The 15,252-nt window shown below is 60.7% G+C and carries 13 protein-coding genes; 3 read left to right on the plus strand and 10 right to left on the minus strand.

All coding sequences use genetic code 11. The features are described from left to right. Nucleotides 1-60: 60 nt before the first annotated feature. The 3 genes from POF45_RS18055 to POF45_RS18065 all read left to right on the plus strand — a co-directional run bounded on the left by POF45_RS18055 (nucleotide 61) and on the right by POF45_RS18065 (nucleotide 1,896). Complete coding sequence (locus POF45_RS18055; protein WP_259498514.1) at nucleotides 61-336, plus strand: polyhydroxyalkanoic acid system family protein; 276 nt, start codon at nucleotides 61-63, stop codon at nucleotides 334-336. 251 nt (nucleotides 337-587) lie between these two features. Beyond that, entirely contained in the window at nucleotides 588-1,010 is a 423-nt protein-coding gene (locus POF45_RS18060) for a phasin family protein (protein ID WP_259498516.1), read from the plus strand. A gap of 10 nt (nucleotides 1,011-1,020) precedes the next feature. Further along, on the plus strand, nucleotides 1,021-1,896 hold the full coding sequence (locus POF45_RS18065; protein WP_282316293.1) for a phasin family protein: 876 nt from the start codon (nucleotides 1,021-1,023) through the stop codon (nucleotides 1,894-1,896). 111 nt (nucleotides 1,897-2,007) lie between these two features. Here the strand turns inward: POF45_RS18065 and POF45_RS18070 are convergent, their stop codons facing one another. The 10 genes from POF45_RS18070 to POF45_RS18120 form a co-directional block, all read right to left on the minus strand. Next, nucleotides 2,008-2,628: a TetR/AcrR family transcriptional regulator gene (locus POF45_RS18070; RefSeq protein ID WP_259498519.1), complete on the minus strand. Its 621-nt coding sequence runs from the start codon at nucleotides 2,626-2,628 to the stop codon at nucleotides 2,008-2,010. Nucleotides 2,629-2,685: 57 nt separating this feature from the next. Further along, nucleotides 2,686-4,368, minus strand: a complete 1,683-nt coding sequence (gene phaC / locus POF45_RS18075) for a class II poly(R)-hydroxyalkanoic acid synthase (protein ID WP_259498521.1) — start codon at nucleotides 4,366-4,368, stop codon at nucleotides 2,686-2,688. Nucleotides 4,369-4,492: 124 nt separating this feature from the next. After that, nucleotides 4,493-5,347 (minus strand): poly(3-hydroxyalkanoate) depolymerase, encoded by an 855-nt coding sequence (gene phaZ / locus POF45_RS18080; RefSeq protein WP_259498523.1) that lies wholly within the window; start codon nucleotides 5,345-5,347, stop codon nucleotides 4,493-4,495. A gap of 156 nt (nucleotides 5,348-5,503) precedes the next feature. Beyond that, entirely contained in the window at nucleotides 5,504-7,183 is a 1,680-nt protein-coding gene (phaC, locus tag POF45_RS18090; protein ID WP_259498525.1) for a class II poly(R)-hydroxyalkanoic acid synthase, read from the minus strand. A 262-nt stretch (nucleotides 7,184-7,445) separates the two neighbouring features. Next, on the minus strand, nucleotides 7,446-7,826 hold the full coding sequence (locus POF45_RS18095) for a gamma-butyrobetaine hydroxylase family protein (RefSeq protein ID WP_259498527.1): 381 nt from the start codon (nucleotides 7,824-7,826) through the stop codon (nucleotides 7,446-7,448). A gap of 206 nt (nucleotides 7,827-8,032) precedes the next feature. Next, the gene (hslU, locus tag POF45_RS18100; protein WP_282316294.1) at nucleotides 8,033-9,373 is read right to left on the minus strand and encodes an ATP-dependent protease ATPase subunit HslU; all 1,341 of its coding nucleotides are present in this window, start codon (nucleotides 9,371-9,373) and stop codon (nucleotides 8,033-8,035) included. A 54-nt stretch (nucleotides 9,374-9,427) separates the two neighbouring features. Next, the gene (gene hslV / locus POF45_RS18105; RefSeq protein WP_218439026.1) at nucleotides 9,428-9,958 is read right to left on the minus strand and encodes an ATP-dependent protease subunit HslV; all 531 of its coding nucleotides are present in this window, start codon (nucleotides 9,956-9,958) and stop codon (nucleotides 9,428-9,430) included. A gap of 274 nt (nucleotides 9,959-10,232) precedes the next feature. Continuing rightward, nucleotides 10,233-10,931, minus strand: a complete 699-nt coding sequence (locus tag POF45_RS18110; RefSeq protein ID WP_259498532.1) for an SPOR domain-containing protein — start codon at nucleotides 10,929-10,931, stop codon at nucleotides 10,233-10,235. A 1-nt stretch (nucleotide 10,932) separates the two neighbouring features. After that, on the minus strand, nucleotides 10,933-12,669 hold the full coding sequence (gene argS / locus POF45_RS18115; protein ID WP_259498534.1) for an arginine--tRNA ligase: 1,737 nt from the start codon (nucleotides 12,667-12,669) through the stop codon (nucleotides 10,933-10,935). Nucleotides 12,670-12,909: 240 nt separating this feature from the next. After that, entirely contained in the window at nucleotides 12,910-15,129 is a 2,220-nt protein-coding gene (locus POF45_RS18120) for a primosomal protein N' (protein ID WP_259498536.1), read from the minus strand. Nucleotides 15,130-15,252: the final 123 nt, after the last annotated feature.

A 15,252-nucleotide genomic window follows, 5' to 3' on the forward strand; every position in this document is an offset into this window, starting at 1 on the left:
GATTTGCCGCAGTGACGGTCAAAATGCCCGGGAAAGCATTCATCAAGCAGGAGTCATTCGATGGCCCGTATAAGTGTTGAGCGTACCCACGGCCTGGGCAAGGAAGCGGCCCGGGCGAAAGCCGACAAGCTGGCGCAGAAACTGTCCGATCAATACGGCCTGGAACCACAGTGGTCCGGCGACACCCTGAACCTCAAGCGCTCCGGCGTGAAAGGCGCGGTGCATGTGGGCGAAGAGACGATTCGGGTCGATGTGGAACTGGGCCTGTTGATGTCGGCCATGAGCGGCACGATCAAATCGGAAATCGAAAAGGCGCTGGACAAGGCGTTGGTCTGACCCGGTCTCGATTTGTGAACACGATCACCTGTGGGAGCGAGCTTGCTCGCGATAGCGGTGTGTCAGCCAACATTCATCTTGAATGATGAACCGCCATCGCGAGCAAGCTCGCTCCCACAGTTTTTGTTGGGGTGAATCCAAGGTTTTATGTCAGTTGTTAGGGTGCCGTTTCTAATTATTCTCCCTACTTTGTGCATGAGCCCGACACTTTCGCGGGCAGTTCCTCAAACCTTCTGCGCGTGAGGTGCACCATGGCCAAAGTTATTTTGAAGAAAAAAATCGATGCTTCGTCGACTGCTTTGCATGACGTCAAATCCTATGCCCGCCGCGTCTGGCTGGCAGGTCTGGGTGCCTATACCAAAGTTGGCCAAGAGGGCAGCGAGTACTTTCAGGAGTTGATCAAGGCTGGTCAAATCGTTGAAAAGAAAGGCAAAAAGGTAGTTGCTGAAAAACTCGAAGCGGCCAATGCCGAGATCGATGACGCCAAAGATGAAGTGACTACTTTCAAGGGCAAGGTCGAAGTTCAACTCGACAAGGTCGAGAAGGCGTTCGACTCGCGCGTCGCAAGTGCCTTGAATCGTATCGGCATTCCGTCTAAACATGACGTGGAGACACTCTCTGCTAAGCTCGATGAGCTGACGGCATTGCTCGAACGTGTCGCGCGTAAATCTTAAGGAGAACGGGATGGCTGGCAAAAAGAATACTGAAAAAGAAGGCAGCTCGTGGATCGGGAAGGTCGAAGACTACTCCCGCAAAATCTGGCTGGCTGGTTTAGGCGTGTACTCGAAGATCGACACTGACGGCAGCAAGCTCTTCGATACATTGGTCAAAGACGGCGAGAAAGCCGAGAAGCTCACCAAAAACGCAGTCGGCAAAAAAGTCGATGCGGCCAAGGACACGGCTTCCTCCGCCAAATCGCGCATCAGCGGCGTGAAAGACCGCGCACTGGGCAAGTGGGATGAACTGGAAGGGGCTTTCGACAAGCGCCTGAACAGCGCCATTTCGCGCCTGGGTGTACCGAGCCGCAACGAAGTGAAAGCGCTGCACAGCAAGGTCGATACGCTGACCAAGCAAATTGAGCGACTCACCGGTGCCAAGGTTGCGCCCGTGGCGGCGAAAACCGCAGCGGCCAAACCTGCGGCTAAAACCGCCGCCAAACCGCTGGTGAAAGCTGCGGCCAAAACCGTTGCCAAAGCAGCGACCAAGCCTGCGGCCAAAACAGCGGCGGCGAAACCTGCAGCCGCGAAGTCGGCAGCCAAACCGGTTGCAGCCAAAGCAGCCGCAAAACCGGCGGCCAAGCCTGCTGCGAAAACCGCAGCCGCCAAACCGGCAGCCAAGCCAGCGGCAAAACCTGCCGCAGCGAAGAAGCCCGTGGTGAAAAAGCCGGCAGCGCCGAAAGCCGCTGCACCAAAACCAGCAGTGGCAGCCGCCAGACCGGCAACCCCGGCAACCCCGGCAACCCCGGCCCCTGCCAGCACAGCGAACTCCGCTGCCGCGCCGACCCCTGCTGTCACCCCGACTGCCGCGCCGTCTCCATCGACGCCAACCAGTCAGTCCTGATTTTCAGGACTAAAGAAAACGCCCGGCCTGCGAAGGTCGGGCGTTTTTGTTTGCGCGCAGTTTTGTAGACGCAGCGATCCCACATTGGAATATGTTTATCCCATGACAGGGCTATTCGTGTTCTTCCAGGTATTGCAGTGCCAACTGCTCCGTCGCCGCCTTGATTGATGGCAGCAGGTGCGGCGCCACCAGCATCATGATCTGGTACACCACCAACCGCACTTCGCCCTCACGATCAAGAATCCGCTGATAGTCCAGCGAGAACAGCAAGGTCATGGTGATCTGCTCCACCAGTTGCCCCAGCGCCTGAGTGTCGCTGACCAACTGCCCCTGAGCCTTCAACCGCGCCAGCAATGACGCCAGTGTGCGCTTCAAGGCGTTGAGCAGGCTGCGTATCCCCTTGGCCAGTTTCGGCAAGCGCCCGGCCAGGTTCGACAGGTCCTGGAACAGAAACCGGTAATGCGCCAGCCGTTCGACAATCAGGTGCAGGAACAGCCAATAATCTTCTGGTGCCAGTTCCACGTCGGAGGGCGGGTCGAGCAGCGGCGCGAGTTCGGCCTGGAAGCGTTCGAACAGCCCCAGCACCAGCGGCTCCTTGCCGTGGAAGTGGTAGTAGAGGTTACCGGGGCTGATCCCCATTTCGTTGGCAACTTCCATAGTGGAGACGTTCGGTTCGCCCTTGCGGTTGAACAACTGCAGGGCACATTCGAGGATCCGGTCGCGGGTTTTCATCCAGTCTTCTTAATGGTCGAGTCGTGCCACGGCCGCGCGGGCCGTGGTGGGTTGAAGTCAGCGCACGCGCACGTAAGTACCGGGTGCCGCCTCCAGAGGTGGGTAGTTGGCGTTGCCGAGGGTCATCGAGGTTTCTTTCTGCGCGCCGGAGCGCTCCTGAATCCAGCCCAGCCATTGAGTCCACCAACTGCCGTCCACGCGCTTGGCGTCGTAGTACCAGGCACGAGGGTCGCTGCTCAGTTTGCCGTTCTCGATGTAGTTGGCCTTCGGGTTGCTCGGCGGGTTGAGGATGCTCTGCACGTGGCCGCTGTTGGACAGCACGAAACGCCGCTCGCCGCCCAGCAACAGCGTCGAGCGATAGACCGCGTCCCAAGGGGTGATGTGGTCGTTCATGCCGGCGACGCTGAAACTGTCGACGGTGACTTTTTGCAGATCGATCGGCGTGCCGCACACTTCAAGGCCGCCCGGATGGCTCAGCGGGTTGTGCTTGAAGAAGTCCAGCAGGTCGCCGTGGAAGGCGGCGGGCAGGCGGGTGTTGTCGTTGTTCCAGTAGAGAATGTCGAAAGCCGGCGGCTCTTTGCCCAACAGGTAGTTGTTGACGAAGTAGCTCCAGATCAAATCGTTGGGGCGCATCCAGGCGAACACCTTGGCCATGTCGCGACCGTCCAGCACGCCTTTCTGATAGGAACGGCGCTTGGCCGCTTCCAGGGTCTGTTCGTCGGCGAACAGCGTGGCGGGGCTGTCCATCTGGCTGTCGAGCAGACTGACCAGATAGGTCGCGCTCGACACCCGGCGCAGTTGCCGCTTGGCCTGGAGATGGCCTTGCAACGCGGCGATGGTCATGCCGCCGGCGCAGGCGCCCATCAGGTTGACCTCGCGCGAACCGGTGATCGCCCGGCAGACGTTCATCGCTTCCTCTGCCGCTTCGACGTAGGTCGAAAGTCCCCACTCGCGGTGACGCACGTCCGGATTTCGCCAACTGATCACAAAGGTTTGCAGGCCATTTTTCAGGGCGAACTGAGCGAAGCTGTTGGTCGGGCTCAGGTCGAAAATGTAGTACTTGTTGATCTGTGGTGGCACGATCAGCAGCGGTTTGGCGTACTGCTTTTCGCTCATCGGCTTGTACTGGATCAGCTCCAGCAGCTCGTTTCGAAACACCACCGAGCCGGTCGTGGTGGCGACGGTCTTGCCGACTTCGAAAGCCTGCTTGGTCACCTGCCGTGGCAGGCCGTCGTTGTGCAGGAAGTCATCGACCAGATGGCTGATACCACGTACCAGGCTGTTGCCGCCGGAGTTGAAAATCTCCTTGATCGCCAGCGGATTCAGCAGGGTGTTGGAGGGCGCTACCGCGTCGTTGAGCAGCGCGAAGGCGAAGTGCGCACGGGCGCGATCGTCGGGGCTCATGTTGCTTTCGTCGATCCAGCTTTTGACCTCCTTCTGCCAGCTCAGGTAGGCCTGCAAACTGCGTCGGTAAAACGGATTGAGGCTCCACGCCGGGTCGCTAAAGCGACTGTCCTGCGGGTTGGTCGGGTGCAGGGTTTCGCCCAGCAATACCCGGCCCAGCTGGCCGCCAAGTTTCAATGCGTGCCGGGCGCTGTGCACCGGGTTACGCAAGCCGTGCGCGGCGACGCTGCGCAGGGTCGACAACAGATCCCGGCCACGCAGGCCGGTTATCGCACTTTGTGCATTGATGAACGCGGCGGGTGTGGGCAACGAGCCCGTCGCTGGTTTGTCGCGCATGAGTCAACACTCCTTCGTCATCAGGCCAAGAACAAACACACCAAACAGATCAAGATAGACGCTGTTACGGCTTGTTGCGCGGCGCGGCATCCTGCCGGCCCCTTTCCATCAATAAAGCGAGGGCTTAACCGCCCAGTGGTGCAGGCTGCGGATGCATCACCGCACGCTGACGTTCTTCCTCCAGGAATTTCATGATGATCGGCGCCACCGCTTCGGCCCGAGTAATCAGGAACAGATGCCCGTCATCGATGATGTGCAACTGGGCGTTGGGAATGCGCCAGGCGAGCAGGCGCATGTTGATCAGCGGGATCAGCGGATCGTCATCGCCGGCCAGTACCAGCGTCGGTTGATGGATCTTGTGCAGCCAGTGAATGCTGGTCCAGCCGAGGCCGGCGAACAGCTGCCAGTAGTAGCCCAGTTTGCCCGCCGAACGGACTTTCGCCGCATGGCTGGCGGCCAGCGTCGGGTCGCGGCGGAACGAGCCGCCGTAGATCATCGGCGCGATGCGGATCACATGGGACGGCTGGATATAGCGCCGGGGACTGGCCATCATCCACAGTACTTTCGGCTTGCCGGGCACCATCACCGCACCGGCTGCCGTGGCCGCCAGCACCAGTTTTTTACAGCGCTCGGGATAGTCGTAGGCGAACTGCTGCGCGAGGGCGCCGCCCCACGATACGCCAATCACATTGACCTGCCCGTAGTCGAGGTAGTCGAGCATGCGCGCCGTCAGTTTGGCCAGGCCGGGGAAGCGGTACGGCCGGTTCGGCGTCGAGGAGCCGCCGACACCGGGCACGTCGAAGGCAATGACCTCCAGGTCCGGGTCCAGCGCGGCGACGAACGGAAACACCAGCTCAAGGTTGGCGCCGATACCGTTGAAAATCAGCAAGGGCGTCAAGTGAGGCTTGCCGGGGCGTACCGCGGTGCGGAGCGTCTGGCCATCCAGATCGACGGTACGGAATATGAACGGTTGCGGCATGCTTCTGGCCCTGTGGGTCACTCTTTCAAATTCATCCTCGATCCCCTGTGGGAGCGGGCTTGCTCGCGAAGGCGTCAGGTCAGTCGACATCAATGTTGAATGAACGACCGCTTTCGCGAGCAAGCCCGCTCCCACATTGGGGTTGAGGTGTGTCAGTTACCGCTCGTGTACGTAAGTGCCTGGGGCGGCTTCGCCCGCCGAGTAGGTTTTGTTGCCCAGTGCGGTCGGGGACTTCTTCAACTTGCCCGAGCGTTCGCCCTGCCAGGCCTGCCAGTGCAGCCACCAGGAATCGGTGTGCTTGGTGGAATTCTCCTGCCAGTCCTCGGCTTTGACTGGCATATCGATGCTGGTCATGTAGCGTGATTTCGGGTTGCCAGGCGGGTTCAGAATGCTCTGGATATGCCCGCTGCTGGACAGCACGAACTCCACGTTGCCGCCAAACAGCTGCGCCGACTTGTAGCAGGACTTCCACGGAGTGATGTGGTCGTTGGTGCCAGCCAGGGAGAAAATGTCGGCGGTCACCTGCTTCAGGTCGATGGCGGTGCCGCACACTTCCAGTGCGTTGGGACGAATGAGCGGGTTATTTTTGAACATCTCGATCAGGTCGCCATGGAACGCCGCTGGCAGCCGGGTCGTGTCGTTGTTCCAGAACAGGATGTCGAATACCGGCGGCTCGTTGCCCAGCAGATAGTTGTTGACCCAGTAGTTCCAGATCAGGTCGTTGGGGCGCATCCAGGCGAAGACTTTCGCCATGTCGCGGCCTTCCAGCACGCCGGCCTGGTAGGAGTGACGCTTGGCGGCCTCCAGGGTCTGCTCGTCGACGAACAGGGCCACGTCGCTGTCCAGGGTGGTGTCGAGCACGCTCACCAGCAGGGTCAGGGCATTGACCTTCTTCTCACCGAGCGCCGCGTAGTGGCCCAGCAGGGCGGTGCAGGTGATGCCGCCGGAGCAGGCGCCGAGCATGTTCACGTCTTTGCTTCCGGTGATGGCCGTGACCACATCGACCGCTTCCTTGAGCGCCTCGATGTAGGTCGACAGGCCCCATTCGCGCTGTGCCTTGGTCGGGTTGCGCCAGCTGACGATGAACGTCTGCACGTTATTGCGCAGGCAGAAACGCGCCAGACTCTTGTCCGGGCTGAGGTCGAATACATAGAACTTGTTGATCTGTGGCGGCACCACCAGCAGTGGGCGTTCGAACACCTGCTCGGTGATTGGCCTGTACTGGATCAGCTCCAGCACGTCGTTGCGAAACACCACCGCGCCTTCGGTCACGCCCAGGCTCTTGCCGACTTCGAAGGCGCCCATATTGACCTGGCTCGGCATGCCGCCGTTGTGCACGATGTCCTTGGCCAGATGAGACAAGCCGTCCAGCAGGCTTTTGCCGCCGGTTTCGAAGAAGCGCTTGACCGCTGCCGGGTTGGCCGCACTGTTGGTCGGCGCCATGGCTTCGGTCATGAGGTTGATCACGAAATGCCCGCGCGCGACGTCCTTGGCCGTGAGGCTGCTGTCGTCGATCCAGTCGTGGAGTTCTTTGCGCCACGCCAGATAAGTTTGCAGATAACGTTTATAGAGCGGGTTCTGGCTCCAGGCTGGATCGGCGAAGCGGCGGTCATCGCCACCCGGTTGCAGTTCCGATTTGCCGAACAGTACATTTTTGAGTTCAAGTCCGAAATGAGCGACATGCTTGGCGCTGTGGATCGGTTGCCTGATGGCTTGTCTGAGCACCATTCGGGCAGAGGCCAGCAGATCCTTTCCGCGTAGCCCAACAACAGGATTAAGCCCCAGGGTGTTTTCCGAGGCTTGATACTTCAGGTCATCGTTGTTCTTGTTACTCATCTACGACGCTCCATTGTCCTGAGACGAGTACCTGAGTCCAGCCATGTAGTCACACAGCCAATGCCAGGTACTACTGCTCGGGTGACCGTTAATTCTGCATCAATCGCTGCTTTTCAATTCAGAGAGCATTGCAGGGAACTTGCCAGCTCCATTGGTTACCCGAGTTTAATTTTTTTCGCAAGCAGGCCAATCATTGACCTTGCAGCCAAGCATTCAAACAGATGGAATTAGAAAATGCCCTCTAAACAGCCAGAGGCCCGACCTAGAGCATCAGCTTGACGATGGACTCGTTCGGGTCGCGGGTTTTACCGGCGGCTTTTAGTTCGGCGAGGTAATCGCTCCAGAGCGCTTCCTGACGCATGCCCAGTTGGTAGAGATATTCCCAGGTGAACAGGCCGCTGTCGTGGCCGTCGTCGAAGGTCAATTTCAGTGCGTACTGACCGGCCGGCTCGACCTTGGTCAGGCCTACCGCGATCTTGCCAAATTGCAGGATGGGTTTGCCGTGGCCCTGGACCTCGGCGGAAGGAGAGTGCACGCGCAGGAACTCGGCGGGCAGATGATGCTCCTCGCCGGACGCGTATTTGAGCGTCAGGGTTTTCGAGGCTTTGTGCAGGTTGATGGCGATGGGGAGTTGGGTCGTCATGGGGCCGGTCGTCCGTCTTGATGAAGGCCCTGTGTCGGCGGGTGATCCTGTGGCGAGGGAGCTTGCTCCCGCTCGGCTGCGCAGCAGTCGTAAATCCGGCCAATGCGGTGTTGCTGATAAACCGCATTCGCTGATTTTGGGGCCGCTTCGCGACCCAGCGGGAGCAAGCTCCCTCGCCACAGAAGCCCGCTCACACAGTAGGTGACCTACAGGATATAACGGGACAGGTCTTCGTTCTGCGCCAATTCACCCAGGTGGCTGTTGACGTACTCGGCGTCGATAATGATCACCTTGTCGTCGTGGGCACTGGCCAGGTCGCCGGCACTGAACGACACCTCTTCCAGCAGGCGCTCCAGCAGCGTGTGCAGGCGGCGGGCACCGATGTTCTCGGTCTTCTCGTTGACTTGCCAGGCGATCTCGGCAATACGCTTGATGCCGTCCGGCTGGAACTCGATCGTCAGGCCTTCGGTTTTCAGCAGTGCGCAATATTGCTCGGTGAGCGAGGCATGCGGTTCGCTGAGGATGCGTTCGAAGTCTTCCGGTGTCAGCGCCTTGAGTTCAACGCGGATTGGCAGACGACCTTGCAGTTCCGGCACCAGATCGCTCGGCTTGCTCAGGTGGAACGCGCCGGAGGCGATGAACAGGATGTGGTCGGTCTTGACCATGCCCAGCTTGGTGTTGACGGTGCAGCCTTCGATCAGCGGCAGCAAGTCGCGCTGCACGCCTTCGCGGGACACATCGACGCCGCCAGAGTTGCCGCGCTTGGCCACTTTGTCGATTTCGTCGATGAACACGATACCGTGCTGCTCGACCGCTTCCAGGGCCTTGGCCTTCAACTCTTCTTCGTTGACCAGGCGACCGGCTTCTTCATCGCGCACCAGTTTCAGCGCTTCCTTGACCTTGAGCTTGCGGCTTTTCTTCTTGCCCTTGCCCATGTTGGCAAACAGGCTTTGCAGTTGGTTGGTCATTTCTTCCATGCCCGGTGGCGCGGAGATATCGACGCCCGCCACTTCGGCGACTTCGATTTCGATCTCCTTGTCATCCAGCTGACCTTCGCGCAGGCGCTTGCGGAACAGCTGACGGGTATTGGAATCGGTCGACTGTGTGGCTTCTTCGTTGCTGAAACCCATACGGGCCGGCGGCAGCAGGGCGTCGAGGATGCGATCTTCGGCAGCGTCTTCGGCGCGATGGCGAACCTTGGTCATTTCCTGTTCGCGCAACAGCTTGATGGCGGCATCGGCCAGATCACGAATGATCGATTCGACGTCACGACCGACATAGCCGACTTCGGTGAACTTGGTCGCTTCGACCTTGATGAACGGCGCGTTGGCCAGTTTGGCCAGGCGACGGGCGATCTCGGTTTTACCGACACCGGTCGGGCCGATCATCAGGATGTTCTTGGGGGTTACTTCAACGCGCAGTTCTTCAGGCAGTTGCATCCGGCGCCAGCGGTTACGCAGCGCGATGGCGACGGCGCGTTTGGCATCGTCCTGGCCGATGATATGGCGATTGAGTTCGTGGACGATTTCGCGGGGAGTCATGGACATAATATTTATCGGACCTCAAGCAAGAATGAGCCGTGGCGCTGGGCCAACACGGACTTACTCGGCGCAGTCCTGCTCCTCAATGGTCTGGGTGTGGTTGGTGAATACACAAATGTCGGCGGCGATACCGAGGGCGGTTTCGACGATTTCACGGGCCGACAGGTCGGTCTTTTTCAACAGTGCGCTGGCGGCGGCTTGAGCATAGCCACCACCGGAACCCATGGCGATCAGGCCATTTTCCGGTTCAACCACATCGCCGTTGCCGGTGATGATCAGTGAGGCGTCTTTGTTGGCGACCGCGAGCATGGCTTCCAGGCGGCTCAGGGAGCGGTCGGTACGCCATTCTTTGGCGAGCTCGACGGCAGCGCGTACCAGGTGACCTTGGTGTTTCTCCAGTTGGCCTTCGAAGCGCTCGAACAAGGTGAAGGCGTCAGCGGTGGCCCCGGCAAAACCGGCAATAACCTGGCCGTGGTACAGGCGACGAACTTTCTTCGCGTTGCCTTTCATCACGGTATTGCCGAGAGAAACCTGGCCGTCGCCGCCCATGACGACTTTGCCGTGGCGGCGAACTGAAACGATGGTGGTCAAGGGAGAGTCTCCACGCAGCGGGGCGAAAATGCCTTATGCCAACTCATATGGGGGTGGTGGAGCGTTTTTCAACCGTGGGGAAGGAGAGGGGACGAGCGGTGTTAAAGGTAGAAGGGGAGCGGTTGTGGCGAGGGAGCTTGCTCCCGCTCGGCTGCGAAGCAGTCGTAAACCCCGGCACCAGGGTTGGCCTGGTGCCGGGGTTGCTGGATTCGGGAGTGCTGCGCGCTCCAGCGCGAGCAAGCTCCCTCGCCACAAAAGCAGATTTTTTGCCGGATTAGCGGCTCTGGCGTTGTTGTAACAACAGATTGCTAAACCCGCTGCCGGCCAGTTGTTTCTGTGCCGTGGTCAGTTGCTCGCGATTGCTGAACGGCCCGACCAGGACCCGATACCAGGTTTCATCTTTCACGGTCCCGGACTCAACCGCCACCGCCTGCCCGAGCAAGATGATCTGCGCCCGAACCTTGTCTGCGTCCGCCTCTTTGCGGAACGAACCGGCCTGGAGGAAGAACTTGGTCACCGGCGCGGCTTTGGAAACCGGCGGCGCTGGCGGCGGGGTGATCCCCGACAGAGCAGCCTGAGCCCGTGCCGTATCGATCTTCGCCGCTTCCGCCGGGGTTACCGGAGTGGTCGGCACTTGTGGCGTCGGCAGGGTTTTCTCCGGCACGGCGTCAGGCGGCACGATCACTTCCGATTCCGGCAGCAAGGTGTAGAAATCGTACTTCGGCTTCACCGGTTGCGTCGGGCTCGGCGGGGTCTTGTTGGCCTCGGCGATCTTGGTGGCTTTCTGTTGCTCCACCTTGTCGCGCTTGACCACGTCGCTGCCCTTGCCTGGCTCCAGCTTCATCAGAAACACGATGAACGCGCCGACCGTCAGGCCGATGGCCATCCACAGCCAACCCGGGATCGGTTGCTTCGCAGGAGCTTGGTAACGGCTGGCGCCACGCTTGGGTGCAGGTTTTTTCTTGGCAGCCAACTTACATACGCTCCAGAGTTTCCAGACCCAAGAGTTCCAGGCCTTGCTTGAGTGTTCGACCGGTCAGCGCGGCGAGGCGCAGACGGCTCTGCATTTGCGCCGGGGTGTCGGCGCTGAGAATAGGGCAGTTCTCGTAGAAGCTGGAGAACAGGCCGGCGACATCGTACAGGTAGGTGCAGAGGATGTGCGGCGTCCCTTTGTCGCAAACGTTGTTCAGCACTTCGCCGAACTGCGCCAGCTTTGCAGCCAGCTCGTGTTCATGTGTTGCGTCCAGAACAATCTGGCCTTCGACTTCGCTGAAGTCTTTGCCCAACTTGCGGAACACACCGGCCACGCGAGTGTAGGCGTACAACAGGTAAGGTGCGGTGTTGCCTTCAAAATTGAGCATCAGGTCGAAGTTGAAGCTGTAGTCGCTGGTACGGTGCTTGGACAGGTCGGCGTATTTCACCGCAGCGATGCCCACCACTTTGGCGATGTTGCGCAGCTCGTCTTCGGCAATCTCCGGATTCTTTTCCTTCACCAGCGTGTAGGCACGTTCCTGTGCTTCGATCAGCAGATCGATCAACTTCACGGTGCCACCGTCGCGGGTCTTGAACGGACGGCCGTCCGGGCCGTTCATGGTGCCGAAGCCCATGTGTTCCATTTCCATCGGGTGGGTCACGAAGCCGGCTTTGCGCGCTACAGCGAACACCTGCTGGAAGTGCAGGGCCTGACGCTGATCGACGAAGTACAGCGCACGATCAGCCTTCAGCTTGCCGCTGCGATAGCGCACAGCCGCCAGGTCGGTGGTGGCATAGAGGTAGCCGCCGTCGGCCTTGACGATGATCACCGGCAGTGGGTCGCCGTCGGCGTTCTTGAACTCGTCGAGGAACACGCACTGCGCGCCATTGCTCTCGACCAGCATGCCAGCCGCCTTGAGGTCGTTGACCACGTTGATCAGGTCGTCGTTGTAGGCGCTTTCGCCCATCACGTCGGCCATGGTCAGTTTGACGTTCAACAGTTCGTAGATTTTCTGGCAATGGGACAGCGAGATGTCCTTGAACTTGGTCCACAGCGCCAGACAGTCCGGGTCGCCAGCTTGCAGCTTGACCACCAGGCCACGGGCGCGGTCGGCAAACTCTTCGGATTCGTCGAAGCGTTGCTTGGCGGCGCGGTAGAAGTTTTCCAGGTCCGACAGCTCGTCGCTGGTAATCGGGTTTTCCTGCAGGTACGCCATCAGCATGCCGAACTGCGTGCCCCAGTCGCCGACGTGGTTCTGGCGAATCACGGTGTCGCCGAGGAATTCCAGCACCCGGGCCACGCCGTCGCCGATGATGGTCGAGCGCAAGTGGCCGACGTGCATCTCTTTGGCCAGGTTTGGCGCCGACAGGTCAACCACGGTGCGCTGCACCGGGCCCGCCTTGCGCACGCCGACGTGGGCGTCAGCCAGGGCGGCGTCCAGGCGAATGGCCAGGGCCTGGGTGTTCTGGAAGAAATTCAGGAAGCCAGGGCCGGCGATTTCGGTCTTGGTGACGTTCTCGTCTGCCGGCAGGGCGGCGATGATTTTCTCCGCCAGGTCGCGGGGTTTCATGCCGGCCGGCTTGGCCAGCATCATCGCGATATTGCTGGCGAAATCGCCGTGAGTCTTGTCACGGGAGTTTTCCACCTGGATCGCTGGCGTCAGGCCTTCAGGCAACACACCTTCGTTGACGAGTTGGGTGATGGCTTGTTGGATCAGCTGGCGAATGGTGTCTTTCATGGTGGTCTCTTTCGACCGCAAGCGCGGCGGCGCTTCGATGCGCTGGTGGAAAAACTGGGCATTATCCGTTGCGAAGACGGGCTTGCCAACTATAGCGGGCAGGTTATGGATATGTGGTGACTATTCGGGCCTCTTCGCGGGCAAGCCCGTTCCCACATTGGATCCAGGGTATTCATACATTTTGTGTTCGCCCCCAATCTCCTGTGGGAGACGGGCTTGCCCGCGATGGCAATCGTTCAATCAATACAAATCCACCGGATCCACATCCAGCGACCAGCGCACCGCCCGCCCACTGGGCATCTGCTCCAGCGCCAGCAACCAGCTGTTCAACAGTCGATGCAGCGGCGCCCGGGCCGATGCCTGCAACAATAGCTGGGCACGATACCGCCCGGCCCGACGCTCCATGGGCGCCGGCACCGGCCCAAGCAATTCGATTCCGGTCAGATTCTGTTCCGCCAGCAATCGTTCCGCCTCGCTGCACGCTTCATCGAGAAAGCCTTCCGCCTGCCCCGGCTTGTGCGCTTCGGCACGCAACAGTGCCAGATGCGAAAACGGCGGCAGACCGGCAGCGCGACGTTCACTCAGCGCCTGTTCGGCAAAGGCGAAGTAGCCCTGTTCAGTCAGTTGCACCAGCAGCGGGTGGTCCGCCAGATGCGTCTGGATGATCACTCGGCCCGGCTCTTCAGCGCGGCCCGCACGGCCCGCGACCTGGACGATCAACTGTGCCATGCGTTCGCTGGCGCGGAAGTCGCCGGAGAACAGCCCGCCGTCGGCATCGAGAATCGACACCAGGGTCACCCGTGGGAAGTGGTGTCCTTTGGCAAGCATTTGCGTGCCCACCAGAATGCACGGCTCGCCTTTCTGGATGGTGGCGAACAGCTTGTTCATTGCATCTTTGCGTGAGGTGCTGTCGCGGTCGACCCGCAGTACCGGGAAATCGGGGAACAGAATGCCCAGGCGTTCTTCCGCCCGTTCGGTGCCGGCACCCACGGGGCGCAAATCAACTTTGCCGCACTTGGGGCAATGACGCGGAACCCGCTCGACGTAACCACAGTGGTGGCAGCGTAGCTCGCCATGACGCTGGTGGACGGTCATCCGCGCATCACAACGCTGGCACTCGGACATCCAGCCGCAGTCGTGGCACAGCAGCGTTGGCGCAAAGCCGCGACGGTTGAGAAACACCAGCACTTGCTGGCCGGCAGCGAGTGTCTGGCCGATGGCTTGCTGCATCGGCCCGGAAATGCCGCTGTCCAGCGGACGGCTTTTTACATCCAGACGCAGGAAGCGCGGTTGCTTGGCGCCACCGGCGCGTTCGTTCAGCCGCAGCAAGCCATAACGGCCGGTGTAGGCGTTGTGCAGGCTTTCCAGCGATGGCGTGGCGGAGCCGAGGACAATCGGGATGTTTTCCTGACGGGCGCGGACCAGCGCCAGATCGCGGGCGTGATAGCGCAGGCCTTCCTGCTGTTTATAAGAGCCGTCGTGCTCTTCGTCGATGATAATCAGGCCGGGGTTCTTCATCGGGGTGAACAACGCCGAGCGGGTGCCGATAATAATGTCGGCCTCACCGTCCCGGGCGGCGAGCCAGGCGTCCAGGCGCTCGCGGTCATTGACCGCCGAGTGAATCAGCGCGATGCGCGCGTTGAAGCGTTGCTCGAAGCGCGCCAGGGTCTGTGGGCCGAGGTTGATTTCCGGGATCAGCACCAGCGCCTGCTTGCCGGCTTCAAGGGTTTCGCGGATCAACTGCAAATAGACTTCGGTCTTGCCGCTGCCGGTGACGCCGGCCAGCAGGAACGCGTGATAGCTGTCGAACCCGGCGCGAATCGCTTCATAAGCGGCGCGCTGCTCGGGGTTGAGCGGCAATTCCGGCTGGGCCAGCCAGCGTTCGTGACGGGCACCGGGGGCGTGGCGGCGGATCTCCACGTGCACCAGGTCCTTGGCCAGCAACAAGTCCAGGCTGTCCTTGCTCAGCATCAATTTACTCAGCAATTGATGGGCGACGCCGTGGGGATGTTGGGCCAATGTCGCCAGCGCTTCACGTTGACGCGGGGCGCGGGCGATACGCGGGTCATCGAGGCTGGCACCGGGGGCTGCCGACCAGAAGCGTTCCTGGCGCGCTTCGGCCAGTTCGCCCTGACGCAGCAGCACCGGCAGCGCCCAGCTCAGGGTGTCGCCGAGGCTGTGTTGATAATACTGGGACGTCCACAGGCACAACTTGAACAGCGCCGCAGGCAGCGGCGCCGTGGCGTCGAGCAGGGCCAGGGCCGGTTTGAGCTTTTCCACCGGGACTTCGCTGGTGTCGGTCACCTCCACCAGAATCCCGATCATCTCCCTTCGGCCAAACGGCACCCGCAAGCGCATGCCGGGCTGCAACTGGGCGCGCAGAACCCCGGCCGGGGCGCGGTAATCGAACAGACGGCGCAGCGGCGAAGGCAAGGCGAGGCGCAAAATGGCGTCGGGCACGCGGGGGGATCTCTTTTGGCGGGCAATATAAAGAAAGGCTGTGCGCATAACCTGTGGGAGCGGGCAAGCCCGCTCCCACAAGGATTGAGCTGAGTGCCGGGAGCCTAGCAGACGGTCGGTGTA

It is taken from the genome of Pseudomonas fungipugnans, assembly GCF_029955235.1.
GTDB lineage: Bacteria > Pseudomonadota > Gammaproteobacteria > Pseudomonadales > Pseudomonadaceae > Aquipseudomonas > Aquipseudomonas fungipugnans.

Bases quoted from the DNA above. Each gene is read 5' to 3' on its own strand.
- POF45_RS18055 (WP_259498514.1), top strand. From the start codon at position 61: ATGGCCCGTATAAGTGTTGAGCGTACCCACGGCCTGGGCAAGGAAGCG.
- POF45_RS18060 (WP_259498516.1), top strand. From the start codon at position 588: ATGGCCAAAGTTATTTTGAAGAAAAAAATCGATGCTTCGTCGACTGCT.
- POF45_RS18065 (WP_282316293.1), top strand. From the start codon at position 1,021: ATGGCTGGCAAAAAGAATACTGAAAAAGAAGGCAGCTCGTGGATCGGG.
- POF45_RS18070 (WP_259498519.1), bottom strand. From the start codon at position 2,628: ATGAAAACCCGCGACCGGATCCTCGAATGTGCCCTGCAGTTGTTCAAC.
- phaC (WP_259498521.1), bottom strand. From the start codon at position 4,368: ATGCGCGACAAACCAGCGACGGGCTCGTTGCCCACACCCGCCGCGTTC.
- phaZ (WP_259498523.1), bottom strand. From the start codon at position 5,347: ATGCCGCAACCGTTCATATTCCGTACCGTCGATCTGGATGGCCAGACG.
- phaC (WP_259498525.1), bottom strand. From the start codon at position 7,183: ATGAGTAACAAGAACAACGATGACCTGAAGTATCAAGCCTCGGAAAAC.
- POF45_RS18095 (WP_259498527.1), bottom strand. From the start codon at position 7,826: ATGACGACCCAACTCCCCATCGCCATCAACCTGCACAAAGCCTCGAAA.
- hslU (WP_282316294.1), bottom strand. From the start codon at position 9,373: ATGTCCATGACTCCCCGCGAAATCGTCCACGAACTCAATCGCCATATC.
- argS (WP_259498534.1), bottom strand. From the start codon at position 12,669: ATGAAAGACACCATTCGCCAGCTGATCCAACAAGCCATCACCCAACTC.